This window comes from Geobacillus sp. CCR, assembly GCF_052906625.1.
This window is the reverse complement of record NZ_JBREBQ010000003.1, coordinates 150,588-173,430: the sequence shown is the minus strand read 5'-3', so window position 1 is coordinate 173,430 and position 22,843 is coordinate 150,588. Positions and strand designations below refer to the sequence as shown.

At 53.1% G+C, this 22,843-nt stretch carries 21 protein-coding genes and 3 pseudogenes; 5 read left to right on the top strand and 19 right to left on the bottom strand.

Annotated features, from left to right (window positions below; translation table 11 throughout):
• Both ACVBDQ_RS03025 and ACVBDQ_RS03020 read left to right on the top strand, forming a co-directional pair.
• Positions 1-105: pseudogene (locus ACVBDQ_RS03025) on the top strand (IS982 family transposase); the annotation flags it as partial.
• 81 nt (positions 106-186) lie between these two features.
• Positions 187-636: a hypothetical protein gene (locus ACVBDQ_RS03020; protein ID WP_025039205.1), complete on the top strand. Its 450-nt coding sequence runs from the start codon at positions 187-189 to the stop codon at positions 634-636.
• A 198-nt stretch (positions 637-834) separates the two neighbouring features.
• Here ACVBDQ_RS03020 and bioA read toward each other — a convergent pair whose 3' ends face one another.
• The 4 genes from bioA to ACVBDQ_RS03000 form a co-directional block, all read right to left on the bottom strand.
• A complete protein-coding gene (gene bioA / locus ACVBDQ_RS03015) occupies positions 835-2,214 on the bottom strand; it encodes an adenosylmethionine--8-amino-7-oxononanoate transaminase (protein WP_446663039.1) in 1,380 nt (459 codons plus the stop codon).
• The gene (gene bioD, locus ACVBDQ_RS03010) at positions 2,204-2,920 is read right to left on the bottom strand and encodes a dethiobiotin synthase (protein WP_011232487.1); all 717 of its coding nucleotides are present in this window, start codon (positions 2,918-2,920) and stop codon (positions 2,204-2,206) included. The genes bioA and bioD overlap by 11 nt, the downstream gene beginning before the upstream one ends.
• Before the next feature lie 4 nt (positions 2,921-2,924).
• A complete protein-coding gene (locus ACVBDQ_RS03005) occupies positions 2,925-3,488 on the bottom strand; it encodes a biotin transporter BioY (protein WP_011232488.1) in 564 nt (187 codons plus the stop codon).
• Positions 3,489-3,665: 177 nt separating this feature from the next.
• Positions 3,666-5,498, bottom strand: coding sequence for a pyruvate kinase (locus ACVBDQ_RS03000; protein ID WP_305142500.1), 1,833 nt, complete (start codon positions 5,496-5,498; stop codon positions 3,666-3,668).
• 408 nt (positions 5,499-5,906) lie between these two features.
• On the opposite strand from ACVBDQ_RS03000, the gene ACVBDQ_RS02995 reads away from it, so the two are divergent.
• Positions 5,907-6,470, top strand: coding sequence for an FAD-dependent oxidoreductase (locus ACVBDQ_RS02995; RefSeq protein ID WP_011232490.1), 564 nt, complete (start codon positions 5,907-5,909; stop codon positions 6,468-6,470).
• Between the two features lie 136 nt (positions 6,471-6,606).
• On the opposite strand, the gene ACVBDQ_RS02990 is transcribed toward ACVBDQ_RS02995, so the two are convergent.
• The 11 genes and pseudogenes from ACVBDQ_RS02990 to ACVBDQ_RS02940 all read right to left on the bottom strand — a co-directional run.
• Complete coding sequence (locus tag ACVBDQ_RS02990) at positions 6,607-7,074, bottom strand: flavin reductase family protein (protein ID WP_011232491.1); 468 nt, start codon at positions 7,072-7,074, stop codon at positions 6,607-6,609.
• Between the two features lie 211 nt (positions 7,075-7,285).
• On the bottom strand, positions 7,286-8,011 hold the full coding sequence (locus tag ACVBDQ_RS02985) for an ABC transporter ATP-binding protein (RefSeq protein ID WP_011232492.1): 726 nt from the start codon (positions 8,009-8,011) through the stop codon (positions 7,286-7,288).
• Entirely contained in the window at positions 8,011-8,781 is a 771-nt protein-coding gene (locus ACVBDQ_RS02980) for an ABC transporter ATP-binding protein (RefSeq protein WP_011232493.1), read from the bottom strand. Before ACVBDQ_RS02980 ends, ACVBDQ_RS02985 begins: the two co-directional genes overlap by 1 nt.
• The gene (locus ACVBDQ_RS02975) at positions 8,778-9,842 is read right to left on the bottom strand and encodes a branched-chain amino acid ABC transporter permease (RefSeq protein WP_446663038.1); all 1,065 of its coding nucleotides are present in this window, start codon (positions 9,840-9,842) and stop codon (positions 8,778-8,780) included. Before ACVBDQ_RS02975 ends, ACVBDQ_RS02980 begins: the two co-directional genes overlap by 4 nt.
• 13 nt (positions 9,843-9,855) lie before the next feature.
• Positions 9,856-10,737 carry a branched-chain amino acid ABC transporter permease gene (locus tag ACVBDQ_RS02970; RefSeq protein ID WP_011232495.1) on the bottom strand — a complete coding sequence of 294 codons (882 nt, stop codon included), beginning with the start codon at positions 10,735-10,737 and terminating at the stop codon, positions 9,856-9,858.
• 61 nt (positions 10,738-10,798) lie between these two features.
• Positions 10,799-11,968 (bottom strand): ABC transporter substrate-binding protein, encoded by a 1,170-nt coding sequence (locus ACVBDQ_RS02965; RefSeq protein WP_068894908.1) that lies wholly within the window; start codon positions 11,966-11,968, stop codon positions 10,799-10,801.
• A gap of 78 nt (positions 11,969-12,046) precedes the next feature.
• Positions 12,047-12,694 (bottom strand): GntR family transcriptional regulator, encoded by a 648-nt coding sequence (locus ACVBDQ_RS02960; RefSeq protein WP_060788246.1) that lies wholly within the window; start codon positions 12,692-12,694, stop codon positions 12,047-12,049.
• Between the two features lie 39 nt (positions 12,695-12,733).
• Positions 12,734-13,897 (bottom strand): annotated as a pseudogene (locus ACVBDQ_RS02955) (aldehyde dehydrogenase family protein); the annotation flags it as partial.
• Between the two features lie 32 nt (positions 13,898-13,929).
• Entirely contained in the window at positions 13,930-14,688 is a 759-nt protein-coding gene (locus tag ACVBDQ_RS02950) for a fumarylacetoacetate hydrolase family protein (protein WP_060788785.1), read from the bottom strand.
• A 227-nt stretch (positions 14,689-14,915) separates the two neighbouring features.
• Positions 14,916-16,034: an RNA-guided endonuclease InsQ/TnpB family protein gene (locus ACVBDQ_RS02945; RefSeq protein WP_446663037.1), complete on the bottom strand. Its 1,119-nt coding sequence runs from the start codon at positions 16,032-16,034 to the stop codon at positions 14,916-14,918.
• A 137-nt stretch (positions 16,035-16,171) separates the two neighbouring features.
• Positions 16,172-16,864 (bottom strand): annotated as a pseudogene (locus ACVBDQ_RS02940) (4-hydroxyphenylacetate 3-hydroxylase N-terminal domain-containing protein); the annotation flags it as partial.
• Positions 16,865-17,020: 156 nt separating this feature from the next.
• On the opposite strand from ACVBDQ_RS02940, the gene ACVBDQ_RS02935 reads away from it, so the two are divergent.
• Entirely contained in the window at positions 17,021-17,935 is a 915-nt protein-coding gene (locus ACVBDQ_RS02935; protein WP_011232505.1) for a LysR family transcriptional regulator, read from the top strand.
• Between the two features lie 126 nt (positions 17,936-18,061).
• On the opposite strand, the gene ACVBDQ_RS02930 is transcribed toward ACVBDQ_RS02935, so the two are convergent.
• The 4 genes from ACVBDQ_RS02930 to ACVBDQ_RS02915 all read right to left on the bottom strand — a co-directional run bounded on the left by ACVBDQ_RS02930 (position 18,062) and on the right by ACVBDQ_RS02915 (position 22,034).
• Entirely contained in the window at positions 18,062-18,961 is a 900-nt protein-coding gene (locus ACVBDQ_RS02930) for a manganese catalase family protein (RefSeq protein WP_014196698.1), read from the bottom strand.
• Positions 18,962-18,981: 20 nt separating this feature from the next.
• Complete coding sequence (locus tag ACVBDQ_RS02925) at positions 18,982-19,218, bottom strand: YuzF family protein (RefSeq protein WP_013144273.1); 237 nt, start codon at positions 19,216-19,218, stop codon at positions 18,982-18,984.
• Between the two features lie 144 nt (positions 19,219-19,362).
• Positions 19,363-20,733 (bottom strand): PepSY-associated TM helix domain-containing protein, encoded by a 1,371-nt coding sequence (locus ACVBDQ_RS02920; protein ID WP_014196699.1) that lies wholly within the window; start codon positions 20,731-20,733, stop codon positions 19,363-19,365.
• Between the two features lie 125 nt (positions 20,734-20,858).
• Positions 20,859-22,034 (bottom strand): helix-turn-helix domain-containing protein, encoded by a 1,176-nt coding sequence (locus ACVBDQ_RS02915; RefSeq protein WP_033026218.1) that lies wholly within the window; start codon positions 22,032-22,034, stop codon positions 20,859-20,861.
• Positions 22,035-22,237: 203 nt separating this feature from the next.
• Here ACVBDQ_RS02915 and ACVBDQ_RS02910 point away from each other — a divergent pair, with 203 nt between their 5' ends.
• Positions 22,238-22,828, top strand: a complete 591-nt coding sequence (locus ACVBDQ_RS02910) for a DUF6230 family protein (RefSeq protein WP_015375775.1) — start codon at positions 22,238-22,240, stop codon at positions 22,826-22,828.
• Positions 22,829-22,843: the final 15 nt, after the last annotated feature.

Sequence of the window (22,843 nt, the reverse complement as noted above, 5' to 3'; positions counted from 1 at the left end):
CGCATCACGGGGATCCGAGCCAATTCGATTATCGGATTTGAAGTGGCACTAGACGGTATATTGTTAGCTTATTCCCTGGTTACACTTGGGCTAGTTGAGCGCTAAAGCTCAACTAGCACCACGGGTAATATATAGATTACTTAGAAAATTAGCAAAGGGAAAATTAACCCACGAGGAGGGAAGTGTATGAAAAAGTTTTTAATTCCATTATTAGTATTAATTGTGTTAGGCATTGGTGGTTATTTTGTTATTGGACTATTTAGTGCTAAACCACCTTTACCAACCATAACTGTTGGAGAAAAAAAGGTAGAAGTGACACAAGGTTCGTATTGTTGGAATGGATTACTTAATTCTGTTTGTGCTGATACAAGTTCTCCGCCAGAACTCATTAAAAATCAAGAACTAAAACCTGTGGTTGTACCACCAAATTCCCAATTGAAAATAGAATTCAAAGACGAGCCTAAAGAAAATACATTAGTAGTAAATAGATGGCTTACAAATATAAAAACAGAAAATGTTCCAATAAATGATAATGTGATACTATTACCAAAAGAAAAAGGTGTTTATGTGTATGATGTTTCAGCAAGATGGGAAAAGGGAGATTCAAGTTATGCCTTTGTAATTGAAGTACGGTAGTAACCTTTTAGTAACAGTCTTGATTTAACAAGTCAATATAATTTTAGTTTAAAACGCTTGGAATAAACCCAAGCGTTTTAATGTGCTTTTTACCTTGTTAAATTTAGTTCGAATTTTGTGCTAATTACGCTGTTATTTGTACTGTTTTTTTTGATTTTGTACTTCTGAACCGAACCCGTTACTGTCCGCCGCCCCCGCTTATAGAAACTCTGCGCGCGCCTGTTCGTACAAACAGGCAAGCGAATCGAACAAAATGCGCACCGCCTCAGCCATTTCGTCTTCGCTCATCGAAAGAACTGGTATGAACGTCAACACCGGGCCGAGCGGACGGATGACAAGCCCCCTCCGGCGCGCCTCAAGGATGATCCGGTGCTCCACCATGGCCGCGCGCGGAAACACTTCTTTCGTTCTTCGGTCTTTCACGATTTCAATGCCGCACATCAAGCCTTTTTGCCGGATGTCGCCAACAATTGGAATTTCATACAACCGCTCAAGCCATTCGGCCAGCCGGCGCGCCTTCCGCTTTACGCTGTCAATCAAGCTGCGTTTTTCGATGAGCTCAATGTTTTTCAGCGCAACGGAACAAGTGAGCTGATTCCCCGTATACGTATGGCCGTGGTAAAACGTTTTGTCTTCGTCCACATCGCCGAGAAATGCCGCATAAATCTCTTCCGTGACCAGTGTGGCCGCGAGCGGCAAATATCCTCCAGTAATCCCTTTCCCAAGGCAGACAAGATCAGGCTTCACCTCTTCCTGCTCACAAGCGAACATCGTGCCGGTGCGGCCAAAGCCGACGGCGACCTCGTCGCAAATGAAGAGCACCCCATACCGGCGGCAAAGCCTTTCCACTCCTTTTAAAAACCCGCGCGGATGGACGATGATCCCCGCCGCTCCTTGCACAAGCGGCTCGATGACAACCGCGGCGATTTGATCGTGCTGCTCCTCAAGCACCCGTTCCAGCTCACGCAAACAATAGCCGACGATCTCCTGCTCGCTTCCGTATTCGTCCATACGGTACACGTACGGCGACGGCACTTCGATCCGCTCAAACAAAAGCGGCGCAAAAATGCGGTGGAACGTTTCCATGCCGCCAACGCTCACCGCCCCGACCGTATCGCCGTGGTACGCTTCCTTCAACGAGACAAACTTGTTCTTCTTCGCATATTGGACCGGGTCGATGTTTTTCCAATACTGATAGGCGATCTTGAGCGCGATTTCCACCGCCGCCGCCCCGGTATCGGAATAAAACACTTTTGACATGTGCGGCCAATATTCAAGCAGCCGTTTGGCCAACAAAATCGACGGCACATTCGCCGAACCAAGCAATGTCGAATGGGCAATTTTCTCCAATTGCTCGCGAAGCGCCGCATTCAGCTCCGGATCGTTATGGCCGTGGACATTGACCCATAGCGACGCATAGCCGTCCAAGTACCGGTTGCCGTCGACATCGTACAAATAGCTTCCTTGCCCGCGTTCAATGATCAAGGGGCGTTCTTTGGCATACTGCTTCATTTGCGTAAATGGATGCCAGACGTACTGCTTGTCCCACTGTTCCAATTGCTCGTACCTATACGCCAACGCCAAGCACCTCCAGCAGTTGTTTCGCCTTTCCTTGTTCGATCCAATGCTGAGCTAGGGTTTCCAGTTCCCTCCTTGAGACTGCAGGAAGGAGCGGCACGACCGCCAGCACCGGCAGCCGAAGCAAGGCGGCGATCGTTTCGACATTGTTTTGGTGGATGATCTCTTGTTCCTGAAACTGATTAAACATCAGGCCAAGCAGACGAATGCCTTGCGCGTCGGCATACGCCGCCGTCGTCACCGCGTGATGAATCGCACCAAGGCTTGAGAGCGACACGAGAATCGCCGGCAGCTGATAATCACGAAGGAAATCACTCGTCATATAGAATCGTCCGTCGCGCTCACACCACGGAACGGCCAACCCTCCCGCTCCTTCGACGAGCACCACATCATAGCGCTGCTTCAACCATTCCAACCGTTCAGCCACCCTCTCTGGTTCGATGGACGTGCCGGTCAACTTCGCCGCTAAATGCGGCGACATCGCCGGTTCCATATAGTACATGCCTTCTGATGCGGAAAGCTTCGCCACTCGTTCGTACCAATATTGTTCGGCAAACGACACCCCGTCTTCGGCCAGTCCAGTCTGAACCGGTTTCAACACGCTTACGCTCATCCCAAGCCGCTCCAGCGCCAACGCCACGATGGAAGTGACGACCGTTTTGCCGATTTCTGTTCCTGTTCCCGTCATGAAAATGGCTTGCCCCATTCTCTTATCCCCCCATCCCTCGAGTCATCATGATCGGTCGGACGCGCGGCCATACGCGCGCCGCGATGACCGAACAAACGGCGCAAAGCACGAGATCTCCCGGCACCGGGAGAAGAAAGCCGAACCATAGCGTTTGGCCGATGGAAAGCGGAGCCCCCGCGATCCATTTCATCGCTATGTACAGCCACGCGCAGCCAAACACATACACGACCAACAATGCCGCTGCATTCGCCATCAATATGTCTCTCGCTCTTGTCCATTGAAAGCGGCGGACAAGCAAGCCGCACGTATACGCCCCGGCGATGAAACCGAGCAAATAGCCAAACGTCGGCTTCCAAATATAACCGAGCCCGCCTCCTTCCGCAAACACGGGCGCGCCCGCCAGCCCAATCAAGACATATAGAAGTTGGCTAAGCGCTCCGATTTTTGGGCCAAGCAGACAGCCGGCCAAGTACACCGCCGCGATTTGCAGCGTAAACGGCACATACGGCACCGGAATTTTGATCCACCCACCAACAGCCGTCAACGCGGCAAAAAATGCCGCCCAAACAAAGGAATGGATTCGCACATCTTCCCTCCTCTCCAAATATTTGTTTCTATTGTGCCTGATGTGTTTTTTATTTGTCAACTTTATTTTTATATAGGTTTACATTTAGACAAAAAATATGGAGCCCCCTAACACAGCAGGACTCCTTTTTTGGCGCGGCTCATTTCTCAAACAGACGGCGGAAGCAGTGGCCAACGCTCACCCTTCATCCTCCCACAAGTTAAGCAGGTTCATCCGTTCGCCGTCCGTTTTCGGCATCGCCAGCGATCCACTCTGCCTCTCCTCCTTTTCCAACAACGACGACAATAAGCGCACCGCCTCCGCAATATGCCTTCCTTTGTTCAACATGATGCATTGCGCCTGTTTTCCAACAAAAACATCCGAGATTTCCGCGCGCGACGGAATTCCCTTTTTCGCCATTTGTTCAAGCACTTGCGTCGCCCAAATGACCGGGATGTGAGCCGCCCGGCATAGCGCCAAAACGTCGTTCTGTGCGGCCGCAAGATGTTCAAATCCAATCTCCAGGGCCAAATCGCCGCGCGCAATCATCACACCAAACGCCGGAAACTTCAATCCCTCAAGCAAGATGCGAACGAAGTTATGAAGCGCCGCCCGCGTTTCGATTTTCGCGATCACCGGGAGAGAACCAGCCCCTTGTTCGGCAAGCAAATGATAAAGCTTTCGCAGGTCATGAGGGGCCTGAACAAACGACAGCCCGACGATATCCGCCCATCTCGCGATGAACGGAATCCATTCAAGGTCGCGGTCGGTGAGCGGCGGAACCGTCAAATGGAGAAACGAATCGGGAAGATGGATGCCCGTTCCTTGCTTAATCGCTTTTCGCTTTCCGCCATCGGCAACGACTTTGGCCTCTACATGCCGCTCGTGCACTTTCACGACCCGCGCTGCAATTTGGCCGTCGTTCAAATAAAGGCGGTCTCCCGCCCGCACATTGCGCCACGCTTTCGCCAACGTCGTCGTCATTTTCACACCGCATCCATTCTGCGCCTGTGCAAACGCAGCGTCATCGAAATAAATATACAGCGGTGTACCGACCGTGACAAACGCTTTCATTGGAATGAACAAAACAGAACATAGAGTGAAGGAAGCCGACCCGCGCCGCAGTTTCATCCCTTTTTGCACATAGGCCGTCCGCGAAAGAAGAACTTTAAAACAAGACGGCGCGATTTGTTCCGTGACCCGAAGTTTTCGTTTTTTTCCGCGCACATCGGTAAACAGCAGTTCATCCCCTTCTTCGACGGTCGCTCCGTCCTCAGCCGTCAACTGCCACAAGAATGAAACATCGCGGGGGAGCGGAGACGGCGGCGGGGAAGAAGAGAAGGAAATGAGGCCGAAGAGCGGCTCCATTGGCTCTCCATATAGATTTTTCTTCACAGAGAGCTTCATCGGCCCCGCGTTGACCGCCAAGCGGTCGACCCGGATTTTTGGCCCCGGCAGATCCATGTAAATGCGGCATCGCCTCCCCTGCAGCTGTTGCTCCAACTGCTTCTCGGCTTGACGAATGATGGCCACGAGCGCCTCCCACGTTTCTGGAGAACCGTAGGCGCAGTTGATGCGGGCAATGTCCATGCCATAAAGAAGCAGCCGCTCGATCAGCCCCGGCTCATCCACCCATGCCTCGTCCATCGTCACCATAATGCGTGTCGGCCGAACAGAACTTGGGCTTCCGAACACTGCCTCCGCCCGTTTATGAAGCAACTGTTTCGCTTCCTTTCTTGTCATCTTTCGAAGCTCCCATCCGCCATCAACCCGCGTGCGCAAATATGCCAAAACTTGTTCGATCGCGTCGATGAGATGAGCCTCTTGCCCCTCGAGCCGCCATCCGGCGTCTTCCATCGCTTCATGCAAATCCGACGGCATATGCTCCCTCATATATAAGTAAGCAAGCAACTGATCCCGGCTCTCTTCATGGGATGGAAGAGGAAAATACTTCTGCTTTTGTCCCACCCACTCCGCCATCCCTCGGTAAAAAGCGGCCAAGCGGGCGCCCAAATCTCGTTCGTCGTGCATCAGCGGCACCAACCCTTGTGAAAAATGCGGTTTTACTTTTATATATTCGCCGCCGCCCCAAATGAGGACAGAAAAAAACCGGCGCCATTCGCCGGTTGAATACGACAGAAACAGGAAATCGTTTTTAGCGATATGATTTTTGAACCACAATTTTCGTCCCGCATTGGCAAAGCAGTGAGTGTTTCAGCCGCCGCAACGGCTGGCCGCACTGTTCACAAACGGCCGGTTTATTCACGCGTTTCCTCCCCTTTGCTGCGTGTTTGGTATCTATTATACGCCCATAATTATTTAAAGTAAATATAAAATGATAGCAATTATAAATAAAAAGCAGATCATTTGGACCCTTTTTCCATTTGTGATAAAGTAATGAATGATAGTGCCAATATTCAAAACAAGGAGGCGGTCACGATGTACGACATCGCCATCATCGGCGCTGGACCGGCGGGAGCGAGCGCTGCGATCTTCGCCGCCAAAGCGGGAAAGAAAACAGTGTTGTTTGACAGCGACAAAGGCATGACCAAGCGCGCTTGGGTGGAAAACCATTACGGTGTTCCGGAAATCAGCGGCCCGGAATTGGTCGAAACAGGAAAACGGCAAGCCGCGAAATTCGGCGCGGAATTGGTGGAAACGCAAGTGACAGACGTGCAAAAAACGGACGGCGGCTTCCGCCTCGAAACGGAAAACGGCTCCTTTGAGGCGAAACACGTCATTTTCGCCACCGGCGTCGCCACGGATCTGGCGGAAAAAATCGGCCTGCGCACCAAACCGGGCACGGAGCCGCGCATTAAAACGGTGATTGACGTCGACGCCAATGGCAAAACGAACATCGACGGCATTTGGGCGGCGGGGACGGTGGCCGGCGTCAGCGTTCATACGATCATCACAGCGGGTGACGGGGCGAAAGTCGCCATCAACGTCATCAGCGAACTGAACGGCGAACGGTACGTTGATCACGATGTATTGAAAAAATAACAACGAAGGTGTCCCAAACAGCGGGACACCTTTTCTAATAGCGCCATGGAAACGGCCGGGACGCAAGATGACGGGCTGAACCGCCTGTTGCGTCGTCCCCGCATCGACATAGCGGCCCCGATCCATCCAAGGGCGCTTATTGTCCAATGCTCCGGTACTTCCCTTCAAAAAACAAGAGCGGGTCGCCCGGTTCGTCTTTCATCAAAATATCGGTCACTTCCCCAAAGTAAAGCGTATGATCGCCGGCCACGTACGTGCTGTGGACGTTGCATAAAATATTCGCCAACGCCTCCGGCAAAATCGGATGGCCGTTCACCCAATCAAACGAAACATGGCGTTCTTCTTTCAACTGGCCGGCAAACAAGCGCGACAACTCCTCTTGATCGCGCCGCAAAATGTTGACGGCAAATTTCCCCGTTTGCTTGACAATGTCATGCATTCGCGCTTTGTGACCAATGGAGACGACGACAAGTTTCGGGTCGAGCGAAACGGACATAAACGCGTTCGCCGTCATTCCTTTCGCTTCCCCTTGAAATTCGGTCGTCACGACCGTCACGCCGGTCGCAAATTTTCCCATGGCTCTGCGAAATGTACGATCATCCATACGGTTCTCCCATCCTTCCCTTTTCGTCATCCAGCAGCCCTACGCCTTCAGCTGGCGGTTGGACGGCTTCCCTTCTTGATGTTTCCACACGACGGGCGCTTCGTCCGACATCTTGCCTCTATGGCTGAGACCCATTCATGCCGAAATGAGGGTCAAATCTACCCCCATCATAGCAGAAATAGAGGAAAGAAACAACGACGATATACGGCTGTCATCGGCGGCCCGCCGCTCCAAGGTACGCCTCTGCCACCCGCTCATCGGCAAGCAGCTCGGCGGCCTTCCCGTGCACCACGATGCTTCCCCGTTCCAACACATACGCCTCATCCGCTGTCTGCAGGGCGGCACGCACGTTTTGCTCGACAAGAATCATGGCCGTCTGAAATTGATCGCAGAGCTGTGTCAGCATCCCCATCACTTCCTTGACCACAAGCGGCGCCAGCCCTAACGATGGTTCGTCAAGCAAGAGCAGCTTCGGTCTCGCCATCAGCCCGCGGGCGATCGCCAGCATTTGCTGTTCGCCGCCGCTTAATAGTCCTCCCGGACGGTCGAGCATCGTTTGCAGTTTCGGGAACAGTTCAAGCACCCGCTCATAGTCGCGCTTCACTTCCTGTCCGTCGCGGCGGTGGCGGCGGTACGCCCCCAGCAGCAAGTTATCCCTCACGGACAGGCTGTCAAAAATTTGCCGCCTCTCCGGCACAAGGCAAATGCCTTTTTCAACAATTTGCTCCACCTTTCCGTATGGAAGCGGTTTATGTTCAAAAAGAATCTCCCCTTCGGTTGGAGCGTAGACGCCGGCAATCGTGCCGAGCAGCGTGCTTTTGCCCGCCCCGTTGGCGCCGACAACAGTGACGATTTTTCCTTCGTCCACTTGCAAACTGACCCCTTTTAACACGTGCAAATGGCCGTGGTAGACATGAACGTTGCGAAGCACGAGCATCAGACCGCCTCCTCTCCCAAATACGCCTTGATGACATCAGGATGCCGCGCAATCTCTTCCGGCGCCCCTTCGGCGATTTTTTTCCCATAATCGAGGACGACGATCCGGTCGGCGATCGCCATCACCGTTTCCATATCATGTTCCACGAACAAAAAGGTAAAGCCTTGTTCCCTCATCGCCAGCAACACATCAACGAGCTGCTTTGATTCTTGCGGGTTCAGCCCGGCCATCGGCTCGTCAAGCAAAATGAGCGAAGGACGAGACACAGCCGCCCGAGCGATTTCCACGAGCCGCTGCATCCCATATGGCAGCGTGCCTGCCCGCTTGCAGGCGAGATGGGCCAAACCGACCTGCTCGAGGCAGGAAAACGCCTGTTTCTGCGCTTGCCTTTCTTCTTTCACCGTACGCGGCAGCCGAAAGCCGGCGCTGAGGATTCCGCTCTTCAACCGTGAATGAAATCCGACCATCACATTTTCCAACACCGTCATATCAGAAAACAGCTGCAAGTTTTGAAACGTCCTTGTCATTCCCAGCATCGCCAACTCGTGCGGTTGTTTGCCGCTGACCATGGCTCCTTGAAAACGAACGAGACCACTCGTCGGCGGAATAATGCCGCTGATCATATTGAACAAGGTCGTTTTGCCTGCCCCGTTCGGCCCGATCACCGCGACGATTTCTTCTTTTTTCACGTGAAAGGACACGTTCTGCACCGCCTGAACGCCGCCAAATGACTTGGACAATTGCTCCACTTCGAGCAACACTGCGCTCATCCCCGCTCCCCTCCGATCGAACGCGCCTTATGCCCCTCAACTGCGGCTATCTGCTTCTCTTGACGTCCGCCCATTTCCAAAAAGCGCCGCATCCTCTTTTGCATCACACCCGTCAACCCGTTCGGCATATAAATCAACATGACCACCAACAACAAGCCAAAAAAGACAATTTCAAACTCTCCGCCGGCATTCGGAAGCAACAGCGGGACAACGGCTTTGAGCCATTCTCCTAAGCAGACATAGACGGCAGCGCCGACGAGCCCGCCCCACACATGGGCCGATCCACCGATCACCACCATAATCAAAAAGGAAATCGACGGGACGATGCCGAATAAGTCCGGATTGATAAACGTGACGTAATGGGCGTATAAGCTCCCGGCAATCGAAGCGTAGACCGCGCTGAGCATAAAGATTTGCAGCTTGTATTTCATAATGTTCACCCCAAGCGAACTTGCGGCCACTTCACTTCCATGAATCGCCCGCAGCGCCCTTCCGACCCGGGAGCGGACAATATTATGGGCAAACCATAACCCGGCCAGAACAAACAACGAAACGAGGTAGTAAAACTGGAGATCGCTTTGCAACGGAACCCCGGCTATACGGATCGGCGGAATGCCAAAAAAACCATTCAGCCCTCCCGTGATCTCTTTCCATTCCTTGAAAAATGTAAACATAATGACGCCAAAGCCTAACGTCGCCAACGCCAAATAATGCTCACGCAGCCGAAAAACTGGGATGCCGACCACAAGCGCCACCAAAGCAGCCAAAACCGCGCCGGCAGCCAGCGCCAGCCAGGACGGCCATCCCGCATGCGCGGTCAAATAGGCGGACGCATAAGCCCCGATGCCGTAAAACGCCGCCTGGCCGAGCGAAATTTGGCCCGCATACCCCATCAACAGCGTCATCCCTGTGCTTACGAGCGCGTACAGCCCGATGAGAATCAGAGTGCTTAGCACGTAGTTATTGCCGAAGACGAGCCAAGGGAGACCGAGCCAGACGGCTGCGCCAACAAGCAAGAGCCATCGTTTCCGTCCATCCGTCATTCGTTGACCGTGCTCCATCCATCCGCCCCCCTTACACTCGTTTTCCTGTCATCTTGGCAAACAGCCCGTTTGGCATGAAAAACAGAACAAGCAATAGCAGCCCGAAGCTGATCGCTTCTTTGTACCCCGAGGACAAGTATCCTTCCGCAAATGATTCAAGCAGCCCGACGAGAAACGCACCGGCGATCGCCGCCGGGGCGTTCGTCAATCCCCCGACAACAGCGGCGATGAACGCCTTCAGCCCGATCATCATTCCCATATCATAAGACGCGCCCGAAATCGGGGCGATGACGATTCCCGCCAGCGCTCCAAGACCGGCGCTGACGGCAATCGCGCCAAGCGACATTTTGCGGATGTCAATCCCCATCAACCGAGCGGCAAACGGATTGATGACGCAGGCCGCCACCGCCTTGCCGATGTATGTTCGGTGAAAAAACAGATGCAAGGCGGCAAAACTTGCGAGCGAAATGACGATCGCCCAGACGCTTTGCCATTGGATGACCGCTCCAAACACCTCAAGCGCCCCATGGCCCGTAAAGGGGCGCAGCGCGTACGGATCCGTCCCCCAAACAAGCAAGGCGATCCCGCGGAATACAAACGACGCCCCGATCGTAATGATAATGAGCACCGCGACAGGCGAACGGCGCGCCGGCTGAATCGCCAGCCGCTCAAACAGCCCACCGACGACCATCACCGCAAGCATGCTCAAACCGATGGCCGCGGCAAACGGCACTCCGTTATTGACCAACGTAATGCAAAACAACGCCCCCAACATAGCGAAATCGCCTTGAGCCAAATTTAAAATGCCGGTCACGCTGTACGTAATGACAAACCCGAGCGCCACCAACGCGTAAATGCTGCCGACCGTCAGCCCGGAAAACAACAGCTGCACAAACTGGCTCCACGCTTCCATGCCCCGTCCCTCCTTCAACGGTTAGGTGGAACAAAAGGGAATTAGCGACCTCATTCCCTGTTTACTGCTCGGCAAGGACAAACTTGCCGTCTTGAATTTGCACCATCACCAAACTGTCGGCGTCAAGCCCTGTATGGTCGTCTTTCGACATATGGAAGACGCCCGAAATGCCGATAAATTTTCTTGTATTCTCCAGAGCCGACCGTATTTTCTCTTGATCCGCGCCGCCCTCCTTGATCGCATTGACCAACAAATGGAACGCATCCCACGCATGTCCACCAAACGTTGTCGGGGCATAGCCGTACGCTTTCTCAAACTGTTCTTTGTATTTTAGCAGCGTTTCTTTTTGCGGGTCGCTGTCCGGAAGCTGATCGGCCACTAAAATGCGCCCGGCAGGGAACCATACGCCGTTGGCCGCCTCCCCGGCCAAGTCAATAAAGCTTTTCGTGCCGATGCCATGGCTTTCCACAATCGGCGCCTCAATGCCCAACTGGCGGATGTTTTTCGTGACGACCGCCGATTCCTGCGCTGTTCCCCATACGATAATGGCTTGCGGATTCGCTTTTTTCACCTTTGTCAACATCGCTTTCGCATCATCGACCGTCGCCTCAAACTCCTCTTCGATGACGGCTTTCACCCCATATTCCGGGGCATAATGCACAAACTCTTCATGCCCGCTCGTTCCGTATGCATTGGCGACGTTCAGCCAGGCGACGTTCGTCCATCCTTTCTCTTTTAAAAAACCAAGCAGCTTCTGGATGACGATATTGTCCCCTTGAGCGGTTTTAAATGTCCAATGACGTGAGGATCCATCGCTTGGATTGACGATTTGTTTGCTTGCGGCGAGGGAAATGTACGGAATGCCTGCTTTTTCAATGAGTGGAATCATGGCTAAGGAGTTGCCGCTGATCGTGCCGCCGATGATGGCCGTCACTTTGTCTTGTTCGATGAGTTTTTTCGTGGATAATACGGCCTCATTTTGGTTGGACTTGTCATCATAGGCAATCAGCTTAATTTTCTTTCCATCAATGCCGCCTTGCTTGTTCCATTGCTCAACGAGCATTTTGACCGTCTCCATCTCCGGCTTGCCAAGCGGGGTCGCCCCGCCGGAAGCCGAAAAAATGGCGCCAATTTTGATTTCATCCTCTCCTCCCGATGTCGCCGTCTTCCCACAGGCGGCAAGGAACATGAGCAATAATGCCGCCAGCAATCGAGACATTCCTTTTTTCATCTTTTTTTGACCCCTTTTACATTGACAACGCTTTCAAATCATCATTCTCCCGCCAGGCCTCCACCCGGCGGAAGAAGATCAGCGCCGCCGCTTAAACGCTTCGGCGGTGTTGATTTTGTGTTGACGGACGTATTGTTCGATTTCATGCGGCGGCGCCTGTTCATGCAACAGACGGATGATCTCTCTATGTTCTTCGATCGATGCTTTCGCCCGCTGCGGCACAAAGGTGAAGCCGTAGGCGCGGATGCGCTTCATCCGCTGCCAAATTTGCTTGATTTGCTCTTCGAGGTAGGCGTTGCCGCAATGGGCGTAAATCAAGGAATGAAATTCATAGTTCAGCTCGCTGAACCGTTCCAGCTCCAGCTCTTCAAGCGCCCGCTCCATCCGTTCGTTCAACCGCTCAAGCTCGTTGATCGCCTCCTTCGTCAAATGGGCGGAGCCAAGCGCGGTCGCATAGCCTTCCAGCACAGCCAACACCGACAGCGTCTCGATATATTCTTTCTCGTTGATGTTGCTCACAACGGCGCCCGTATACGGTTTGAACTCGACAAGCCCTTCCGCTTCAAGCTGGCGGATCGCCTCCCGCACCGGGATGCTGCTGAGTCCAAGCTCGCGGGCGATTTGGTCGATGACGACCCGGTATCCCGGGCCATAGACGCCGTTTTCAATGCGAGAAAGAATATACTCGTAAGCCAATTGGGTTTTGTTTTTCGCTTTCGTTTCCATACGTTTATCATATACTAGATCGTATACATTGACTAGCCATTATGCCTGTTCGGCAGACAAGGCGGTCTGTTTCTCCCCTTTGCCGAATGCGGGGATTGGCGGATCGCCGACCGCGACGTGGACAACTTGCACTTCCGTATAGAAATCAAAGCTGTAATGCCCGCCTTCGCGGCCGATGCCGCTGTATTTCGTCCCGCCAAACGGGATGCGCAAATCGCGGACGTTCGGTGAATTGACCCACGCCATCCCGCTTTCGATCGCCTGGGCGACGCGGTGGCCGCGCTTCATGTCGTTCGTCCATACGTACGCCGCCAGCCCGTATTTCACATCGTTCGCCAACCGAATGGCCTCTTCTTCACTTTCACTCGTGAAAGACATGACCGCCATGACCGGTCCGAAAATTTCTTCCTGCGCCACTTTCATATCGTTGCGGCAGTTAAGCAATAATGTCGGGGGCACAAAGTTGCCGCGCTCCAGCCCTTTCGGAACGCCCGGGGCATAGACGTCCGCCCCTTCCTGTTTGGCGATCTCAATATAGCGGTTCACCCGCTCCCAATGATCGCGATGAATGAGCGGTCCCAGTTCGGTCGCGGGGTTCATCGGATCGCCGATGACGATGCGGTCGACGCGCTCTTTCAGCCGGGCGACAAATTCATCGTAAATCGACTGTTCAAGCAAAAGCCGCGAGTTGGCCGTGCACCGCTCGCCATTGAGCGAAAATACGCCCCACACCGCCGCGTCAAGCGCCCGATCGAGATCGGCGTCGGCGAACACGATGAGCGGCGACTTGCCGCCGAGCTCCATCGATGTTTTTTTCAACGTTGCGGCGCTGTTGCGGATGATCTCCATGCCGGTCGTCGTCTCGCCGGTAAACGAGATGAGGCGCACATCCGGGTGGGCGACCAATGCGGCGCCCGCCGTTTCGCCAAACAGCGGGGCGAAATGGTCTTTCATCACGGCAAACAGTTCGGCGCCGACTTCTTTTTTTACCTGTTCCGGCCGCCCGGCGCCGATTTTGAGCGTCGCGTGCACAAAGGCATCGTCTTCGGCCCCGTCGGCCACATAGTACTCGTCAAGGCGAATCGCGCGCGACCGGATGCCGCCGATAGGAAACGAATCGCGCCGCTTGATCAGCACGCGGTGGACTTTTTCCAGCAATCCGCGAATGTCGGCTTCTTCACCGAGATTGGCCGTGTATTCCACAATAAAGTGCGGCATCCTCTCTCCCCCTTTGGCTAGGCGATGTAATTGACCAGCCGGCCGATGCGTTCGATTTCCGTCACGACTTCATCGCCGGGCTGGACGTTCACCGCTCCTTTCGGCGTGCCGGTCAACATGACGTCGCCCGGCGCGAGCGTCATGAATTCGGTGATGTACTCGAGCAAATACGGGATGGAAAAGATCATGTCGCCCGTATACCCTTCCTGAACCACTGCTCCATTGACATACGTCCGCAGCCGAAGCGCCATCGGATCGCCGACTTCGTCATGGCTGACGATCCACGGGCCGACCGGGGCAAAGCCGTCGCGCGCCTGCTCCTTCACCGCCGGGCGGTAACGCTGCTTATGGGGAATGGAGAGATCATGGACGATCGTATAGCCGAATACAACATCGAGCGCCTGCTCGCACGGCACGCGCGCCGCCGTCCGTCCGATGACAATCCCGAGCGCCGGAGCCGCCTGAAGATGCTTCACCCCGCGAGGCAGCAGCACCGGCCGCCGATGGGCGTTGATGGTGTTTGCCGGCTTCATATACAGCACCGGGCCTTCCGGCGGCTTTTCATACGGCGGGGCGTTCATTTCGGTTGACAACGCTTCCCACTCCTTTTCATCATTCAGCGCCACCCCGTACATCGCCCCGTCAACAGGCGCAGCCCATTCCCATTCATCGATGCGGTGCGTCCGATCGCCAAACGACACCGTTCCGCTCCAAGGATCCGCCTTCGCCTCAATCGCCCGCCCCATGCCGGCCAGGCGCAAGCGCACATTGACCATCTCTTCTCCTCCCACCCCGTTATGCCGTTTTGGATGGCTCTTCGGCCAGCAGTCCGTATTTGACGATGTTTTTTGCCACCACTTGATGGGACATGTCAACTACCCCCACTTAGCTAACGCTTGAAGTGGGGGCTTGCAACTCCCCAGAAGTGCGAGCGGACTTCGTCCTCCTTCCTTGACTTGGGGTTGCATCAGGGGGCAGGTTGACAACTACCCAACGACGCAGGTCATGCCTGTGTCGTTCCTTCAACGATGTACTCTATTCCTTTTCGTTGAAGGTTCATAGCACCAATGCGGTCATCGTTTGAGGTATATCCGCATGTTCGACAACAAAAGGTGTGTGTACGTTTCTTTCGATTGGCTTTTTCCGTATGACCACACTTTGGACATGTCAAAGAGGTGTAATGCGGAGCAACCACCATCACTTTTGACCCATGCAAACGTGCCTTATACTCTAACATTTGACGGAACTGATAGAAAGCCCACGATACGGTTTCATATCGGTCATGGATCCATACACGTTCTGTTTTTTCACGAATGCCTGTTAAATCTTCTAATACAAAAAGGGTACGTTCTCCATATTGACGAACGAGTGCCTTCGTGACAGCATGGTTCACATCCGTCATCCAACGGTTTTCTCGTTGTCCGATTGTTTTCAACTTCCGACGCGCAGAAGCCGTCCCTTTTTGCTGGAGGGTTTTTCGCATTCGTTTGTACTTGGCACGCATATGCTTGATTTTTCGTCCGTTAAAAAAGATAGTTTTCCCTTGCGAATCATAAGCTACTGCAAGAAAGTTAACCCCTACATCGACACCGACCACTTGGCGAATGTTGTGTTCATCCACGGTTGGAATCGTTTTGGTCATGGGAATGTGCAAAAAGAATTTGTTATGCTTGTAGACGAGTTTGGCTGTGCCAAACGTCCATGAGCCATCAAAATATTGTTCCATGCCTTTTGGTTCGAATGGCACTTTGATTCGTCCTTCTAGTGTATTGACAGAAAATAACCCTTGAACAATGGAGTAATCTCGATTCCAAACGAGGTCATATTCAGGCTTTTTAAAGCGAACCAATGTCCATTCGTGACCATTGCTTTTTAGGGAACGGTATCTAGCGATCACCGTTTTAATCACAGATTGCGCCATTTGCGAACGCAAAGCGTAGTTTGATCGAAGTAGACGATAGGTCATGTCGTGTAACTTGGCTTGTACAAGCACTTTTGTGTCAAAAATCACAACAGATACAGCGTTGCACGCTTGTCGATAAGCGGAAAGGGTAGCTTTCAATACTTCTGCTTGTTCCGCTGTTGGGTAAATTTTGATTTTGGCTGTTAACGTCATGTCCATTTGTCTCACCTCTCTTTCACTAAATATATTATATAATATATTATATCATATTTTTTAGTGATACAAAAACAAAAAAAGCGATTCCTCCCCCACTTACTCCCTTTGGTCGTTGAAGTGGGGGTCTCCTCGCCAAAGACGATGAACTTGACGCCCGGCGTATTGTTCGGAATGGCAAAGGCGAGCGCGTACGGGTCTTCACCAGCTGTCGATTTTTTCACGGTCGACGGAAACACTAAAATTTCATCGGTAATCCCGCCTTGCGTCGCCAACAGGCGGATGCCGCTGACGATGATCCCGTCTTTCCGCCGTTCGACCAAATGGAGCGGCACATCGGCGTCTTTCTGCTCATGAAGCGCCTTGCCGCGGTTCATTTGCGGATGGATGAGCGTGTGCGTCAAGCTGATATCGTTTTCACGTGCGTATTCATAGTAGTTTTTCGCGTTTTCGGCAAACATCGGATCGTCTTCGGCAAACAAATCGTTGGCGATGCCCATGGCCATGACTTCGGCATTCAAATAATCAGGCGAGCGCCCCATCATTCCGGCCGACATGCGCGCCCATTCTTGCGTCGCCTCGCGGCGGGCGATGAGCTCGTCAATGGTTGTCGGCTGAATGAACGTCATGCCGACGAGTTGCCCGGTTGTCGGCGACCGGTACAACATTTTCTCCGGCTTTTCATATTGCCGGTCGTAAAGCGCCGCCATCGAACGGACGACGTTGCGGAACGCCGGATGAACAGTGACATCCTCAACTTTTTCCCCGTGGATGTACACGCTGCTTTTCGCCCGCTTGAGCCGCTCCATATACTCCTGACCTGTTTTGGCCGGCATTTTCATTCCCCCCGTTTTCACGTATAATAGATAAGGAAGCGCTATCATTCAGAATGTTCAAAATTAATATAACATATGATTTCATATATGAAAAATACAAAAATGATCAACCATCCTATACGAAAAAGATATGGAAGCAAGAGAGGAGTCACGGCCATGATCGATGTGAAGCAGCTGAAATACTTCGTCACGATTGCCGAAGAGGGGCAAATCACGAAAGCGGCGCAAAAGCTTCATATCGCCCAGCCGCCGCTCAGCCAGCAGCTGAAGCAGCTCGAAGAAGAGCTCGGCGTTCCTTTATTTGACCGGAAGGCAAAAAAAATGGAGCTCACCGCACCGGGCAAAGCGTTTTACGAAAAGGCGAAACGGCTGCTCGCCCAGCTTGATGACGCCGTAGCGGAAGTAAAAGAAATCGAAGAGGGAACGGCGGGAACGCTGTCGATCGGCTGCGTCAAATCGTGCTTTTACTATTTGGCCCAAGCCATCCGTCACTTCCATGAACAAGCCCCGAACGTGACCTTTCATCTCCGTGAAGGAGATACATTTTCCATTTGCCAGCTGCTTTACGAGCGGCACATTGACATCGGCATCGTCCGCCTGCCGATCGACTCGGCTGATTACGACGTCATCCGTCTGCCCGGCGAACGTTATGTCGGCGTGCTGCCGGCGCAATGGAAAACCGGCCAAACCGCGTTATGCATGCGCGATTTTGCTGATTGGCCGCTTCTCCTTCTCCACCGGGTGCACGGCGCCGGACAGTACGAGCGGGTCATCGAGGAATGCCGCCGCCATGGTTTTGAACCGAACGTTCTATGCGAATGCCCGGACGCGACCATATTGCTCTCCCTTGTCGCCCAAGGCCTCGGGGCCACCATTGTGCCGCAATCCACTGTAGCCTTGTTTCGCCTCCCCGGCATCAAGGTGCTTGAGATCATCGACTCTTCCATGACAGCGGAAGCCGCCGCCATCCTCGACCGACAACGGTATTTGCCGAAAAGCGCCCGAACATTCCTCGACGTGCTCCAAACCGCTGCGGCCCGCGCCGCCGGCGGACAACATGAAGAAAGATAGCGATTCCTCCAATCGTGGACGCTCAAGTGAAGGGAAAAAACAACATTGGCGTCATCTCTTCGTTGCGCCGCCCTTTTTGTTCAACGACCGGCTTTCCAAAAAAATCAGGCGCCGTTGGGCGCCTCATCACAACCCTGCCGACCGCTGCAGCCGCTTGGCGATTTCGAAAAAATCTTCGGCCGAAATCCCGGGGGCGAATTCTTCCGGCACTTCGTCCAAATCGGGGATCGCCCCCCCTTGGGGCGCTCCTTCGACCACCTCGAGCGGCTGTCCATCGCTTGGATGGGTTCCTTGCCAAATGCGGACGATTTCTTTGTAATAGCGATCGCTGAACGTATAAAGCCGGCGGTGGACGCCTTGATCCTCATACTTTCTCGCCTCGTCGAACACACGGTTATCCAACTTCGGGATCGGCAGCAGTTTCGTCACATCGACCCCCGTAGCCACTTCGATCGCTTTGGCGTACGCCAAAATATGAACGCCCCCGCGCACAAGCAAGTAGCCGATCATCTCGCGGGCGGTAGGGTGGTCCGTCATTTCATAGACGCGCATTTTATGCGTGCGCGCTCCGCATTCAAGGAAAAAGTTGTGAAGCAAATCCAAAATCAAGTTGCCGCTGTTGAACACGTACTCCCCCGTCCACGCCTTCCCCATCGAATCGCCGGGAAACGCCGTCTGCGCCGTCGCGATAAAATGATACGTATTGCGCTTGTCTTTCGCATCCTTCATCGGCGCTGTATCCGGATCACCTGGATGGGTGGAGCCGGTCAAGCAAAGGTTGATCGCATTGGACACGAGCTCCACATGGCCAAACTCTTCGGCGGTGATGCTCGCCACCAACTCGTAAAACGGGCGCAGCTTCTGTTTTTGCCGAAAATTGAATGACTGAAACAAATAATTGTTTAACGTCGACATTTCTCCGAAACGGCCGCCAAGCAGCTCCTGAACAGCGGCAGCCGCATTGGGGTCCGCGTATTTGGGCTTCGGCAATTCAATCGCCAGCCGGTCGATCCGCTGAAATACCACGACTCTTTTCCTCCTCTCCATTAATTGCTGAGGCGAACAGACACCACTTGCGCCAAGCGGATGTAATAAACCGCCTGATGCGCCGAGATGACGATATGGTCCGGCTTCACATCCCTCACAGTTCCTTGGATCGAACCGCGGACGGTTTCCACCACCACTTCTTTGCCGTTCAAAGCTTGGAAAGCGTGGTACACATACGGGTCAACCAGGGCAATGAGCTGCGGTGACGAAGCATGGGACGCGTAGGGCTGGTTCATTCTCATTTCCTCCCTTTTGATGCGCTGAAGAAGATTCCCTTTTTATCCATATGCCGCCCCATGCAGAACATGACAAAAAAACCCAACGTCGAGAAAAGAAAGCGGCCTGATGCTCAAGGACATTCAAGCCGCTTCCAAAGATGTTTACGCCGCTAGAAAGCGACGAATGCTCGGAATCTTTTGCACAACAAAACGATCAAACAGCCAAATTGCGGCGAGCGACAAAGCAAATAACGGCATCACAATTCCTGCAGCGATCATGCCGCCCCACACCGTTTTCGCCGCTTGAGGGTCTTTCACCCGCGCCGGAGCGCCGAAACCGTCTTTCGGCTTGCGCTTGCGCCACATGACAAAGCCGCTGACGCACAAAAACACAAGCCCGAGGCAAAAAACGAGATTGACGAGCTGATTGGCCAGCCCAAACAACCGCCCTTCATGGAACGCGATGCCAATCGTAATCGCTTTGGCCAATGCGCCGTAGTCGGAAAAGCGGACATCGCTCAGCACCCGTCCCGAATATTGGTCAATATGCAAGGTGGCGTTATCCCACGGCTTCGTCTTCGATGTCGCAACGGTAAACACCCCTTTCGGCCCTTGCGGCAGCGAAATGGTGAACGGCTTTTTCACCTTTTTCGCCTCCGCGATCGCATACACGTCATCGAGCGACAACGAAGTCGTGTTGTGTGTATGAACAGAAGGCACCGGCAGTTGCTCGGCCGCCCATGGCACGTCTTGCGCCACGTCTTTGGTGACCACTTTCGATTCCGGCTTCGGTCCGAAGCTGAACGCAAACGGCGGATACCCGGTGTTTGTCGCCGTCGCCACGCGGTTGATGACCTCCCCCATGACCCCTGTCCACGGCATCCCTGTCACAATGAGCAGCAAAATGCCGATGCTCAACCATATGCCTGTCACTGCATGCCAATCGCGCCAAGCCAACCGTTTTTTCGCCCGCCAGCGCGGCCAAAACGTCCCGAGAACAGAGAATGATTGCCGCGGCCACCAAAGATAGAGGCCCGTGGCCAACAAAATAAAGCCCCAACAAGCCGCCAGCTCTACAAAACGGTTGGCTGCCGTTCCGCCAATCAATAGCTCGCTGTGGATTTTTTTCGCGATTTCCGTCCAATTCTCATCCGCGCGCAATGCCCCTTGAATCTCCCCGGTATACGGATTGACAAAAGCAAACACCATTTCTCCTTTGTCCATCATCCCGATTTTCACGGTCCGATTCGCTTCTTTCTCAAGCGTCACAGAGACAACGGAATCATGCGGATATTTCTCCTTGACCCGTTCCGTCAGCTCAACGAGAGACAGCCTTTTTTCCCCTACCTTGTCCACCTCGTACAAATGGCCGTACAGAGCCGATTCGATCTGCGGCTTAAACAAATAGACGGCCCCGCTCAACGCCAAAATGATCAGAAACGGCGCAAAGATGATCCCGGCATAGAAATGCCACCTCCAGACCGCCGCATACATCGGCCGCTGTTTGTCCGCCGCCTTCACCGTTTGTTCCACAGTTTTCCCCCCTGCCATGTTTTCATGTTTTTCAGTAGGCAGTATAGAACAAAACTGTGTCCAAACGGTGAGCAATCGGCGAAAATGGTGTGAAATGAAACGGCCGGACAGACCGGTCCGCCTCATCATCCGATCAACCCAAGACGCAGCGCTTTTGCCACCGCTTCCGTCCGATTTTTCGCGTTGAGTTTCCTTAAGGCGCTGGAAATGTAGTCGCGCACCGTAAATTCGCTCAAATAAAGCTGACAGGCCGCTTCCAATGTCGAGGCTCCGTCGGCGAGCAGCTTCAAAATCTCGATTTCTCTTGGCGACAAGGATTCCGCCATCCCTTCCCATTCTTTTTTTGGCGCCTTGATCCATTTCAACAGCAACTCCCCCGCGCTTTGGCCAAATTTCATCAGCGCGGGAAACAGGCGGCGGTCAACGGCAAAGAAGCGGCCCGGTCCGCGGTCGAGAACGACGCCTCCAATCATCCGCCCTTCCGTCGGCACATACACCGGAACGATCACCAGTGAGGCCAAACCGAACAAATCCACATACAGGCGCGGAAACTGTTCGCTCGCCCTCGGCACATAAATCGGACGAAAATGTCGAAATTCATGCACTTCCGCTTTCAATTTCCCCACACTTTCTTTCAACATCGGAATGCTGTCCAATTCCACGCGCAAGCGCTGAATTTGCCCATTGTCCACGCCATGCCCGTGCAGACCGATGGCTGTGCTCTCCTGATTGACAAATTGAAACAGAGCGCAGCGGCTGAAAGGAAGAAAATAGGAAAAACCAAAACAAATATGCGCCGCCGATTCCTCAAACGTCTGCGCCCGCAAAATCCATTCGTTGAACAAAATGACGGCGTCTTTCCACAAGGATTCTTTTTTCCACGAGGAATCGCGGCCGATTTTGAATGATTGCTCATTCATTTCATACAACAACCATTCATTCCATTTGAAAAACAAATACCGCACGGCTGGGTGCAGCGTAGCAGCCGCTGACGCATGCGCCTTCAACACTTGATGAACCGTATTTTCCATTAAATTTAGGGAAAATATGACCATCTCCGGATGAAACGCCGCAATGCGTTCGAGATGCCTATTCGCTGGGTGTTCGCCCCCGTACGGGAGCAATCTTGCCTGAACGAATGCGCACAGCGTGGAAAACACCTCTTGAACCCGCGCATTCCGCTTGCCAAGCGCTTCGCCGATCCGCTTCCATTCCCGGTTCACTTCCCTTTCATACTGCCGCAAAATATCCGAAGCCTCTCTCAGCAGTCGAAACAAATGATTGTGCAATTCTGTTGACAAGGCAACGCCCCCCTTTTTGGTCGACCGTGTTCCCTCACTATTGTATTTTCGCAACGCGTGCGTTGATTCCTTCTCCCCTCTGCGACGAAGACGGGAAAAAACCCTACAAATGTAGGGATTTTATTTTATTTGAATTATTTTAATATTTAATTAAATCTATATTTAAAGCGCTTTCAATTTATGTGAAGGGGAGGAGAATGTTCATGAATATGGCCAGCCAATCACTGATTGTAGGAGGGCACACGGCGAAAAAACCGTTGCTTCTCGCCTTGCTCGGAGGATTTTTTGCCCTCACTCTTATGTTGTCCGCCTTCGGGCTGACAGGCGTCGCCTATGCCGTACCAATCAGCGGGGTCGGCGAATTCACTGTTCAGTTTGACAAGCTAAACGGCAGCGGGTTTAAAATGTACGGCGGCGTGGCGGAAGCAGGCAATGCGCCGCAGACGCCGGTCTTCGTCAATGAAATGGATAAAGCGACGATTCAAGGTCTTCGGATTTCGAAAGACTTCCCGGCCTTGGGCATTCGCGTCGTCATTGTCGCGAGCGAGCCTGTCTCCATTGACGGCCTCGTGCAAAAAGCGACGCAAATCAACGGCAACATCTCCTTCGGCAGCTTGACGATGAAAGAAAGCTATGTCGGCGATACGAGCAACCCAGTCGAGAAAGCGGCCAAAGAATTCACACAAGGAGCCGACAGCATTACGATCGAAAACGGCGATATCAAAACCGTCTACTTATTCCAGCAAAAAGTGTCGCTGCCGGGCATGAAAGTGTACTTTGAAAAACTCAACTAATTTCAGTAAGGATGA

Bases quoted from the DNA above. Each gene is read 5' to 3' on its own strand.
- ACVBDQ_RS03020 (WP_025039205.1), top strand. From the start codon at position 187: ATGAAAAAGTTTTTAATTCCATTATTAGTATTAATTGTGTTAGGCATT.
- bioD (WP_011232487.1), bottom strand. From the start codon at position 2,920: ATGGGGCAAGCCATTTTCATGACGGGAACAGGAACAGAAATCGGCAAA.
- ACVBDQ_RS03000 (WP_305142500.1), bottom strand. From the start codon at position 5,498: ATGCACGACGAACGAGATTTGGGCGCCCGCTTGGCCGCTTTTTACCGA.
- ACVBDQ_RS02995 (WP_011232490.1), top strand. From the start codon at position 5,907: ATGTACGACATCGCCATCATCGGCGCTGGACCGGCGGGAGCGAGCGCT.
- ACVBDQ_RS02990 (WP_011232491.1), bottom strand. From the start codon at position 7,074: ATGGATGATCGTACATTTCGCAGAGCCATGGGAAAATTTGCGACCGGC.
- ACVBDQ_RS02985 (WP_011232492.1), bottom strand. From the start codon at position 8,011: ATGCTCGTGCTTCGCAACGTTCATGTCTACCACGGCCATTTGCACGTG.
- ACVBDQ_RS02980 (WP_011232493.1), bottom strand. From the start codon at position 8,781: ATGAGCGCAGTGTTGCTCGAAGTGGAGCAATTGTCCAAGTCATTTGGC.
- ACVBDQ_RS02975 (WP_446663038.1), bottom strand. From the start codon at position 9,842: ATGGAGCACGGTCAACGAATGACGGATGGACGGAAACGATGGCTCTTG.
- ACVBDQ_RS02970 (WP_011232495.1), bottom strand. From the start codon at position 10,737: ATGGAAGCGTGGAGCCAGTTTGTGCAGCTGTTGTTTTCCGGGCTGACG.
- ACVBDQ_RS02965 (WP_068894908.1), bottom strand. From the start codon at position 11,968: ATGAAAAAAGGAATGTCTCGATTGCTGGCGGCATTATTGCTCATGTTC.
- ACVBDQ_RS02960 (WP_060788246.1), bottom strand. From the start codon at position 12,694: ATGGAAACGAAAGCGAAAAACAAAACCCAATTGGCTTACGAGTATATT.
- ACVBDQ_RS02950 (WP_060788785.1), bottom strand. From the start codon at position 14,688: ATGGTCAATGTGCGCTTGCGCCTGGCCGGCATGGGGCGGGCGATTGAG.
- ACVBDQ_RS02945 (WP_446663037.1), bottom strand. From the start codon at position 16,034: ATGGACATGACGTTAACAGCCAAAATCAAAATTTACCCAACAGCGGAA.
- ACVBDQ_RS02935 (WP_011232505.1), top strand. From the start codon at position 17,021: ATGATCGATGTGAAGCAGCTGAAATACTTCGTCACGATTGCCGAAGAG.
- ACVBDQ_RS02925 (WP_013144273.1), bottom strand. From the start codon at position 19,218: ATGAACCAGCCCTACGCGTCCCATGCTTCGTCACCGCAGCTCATTGCC.
- ACVBDQ_RS02910 (WP_015375775.1), top strand. From the start codon at position 22,238: ATGAATATGGCCAGCCAATCACTGATTGTAGGAGGGCACACGGCGAAA.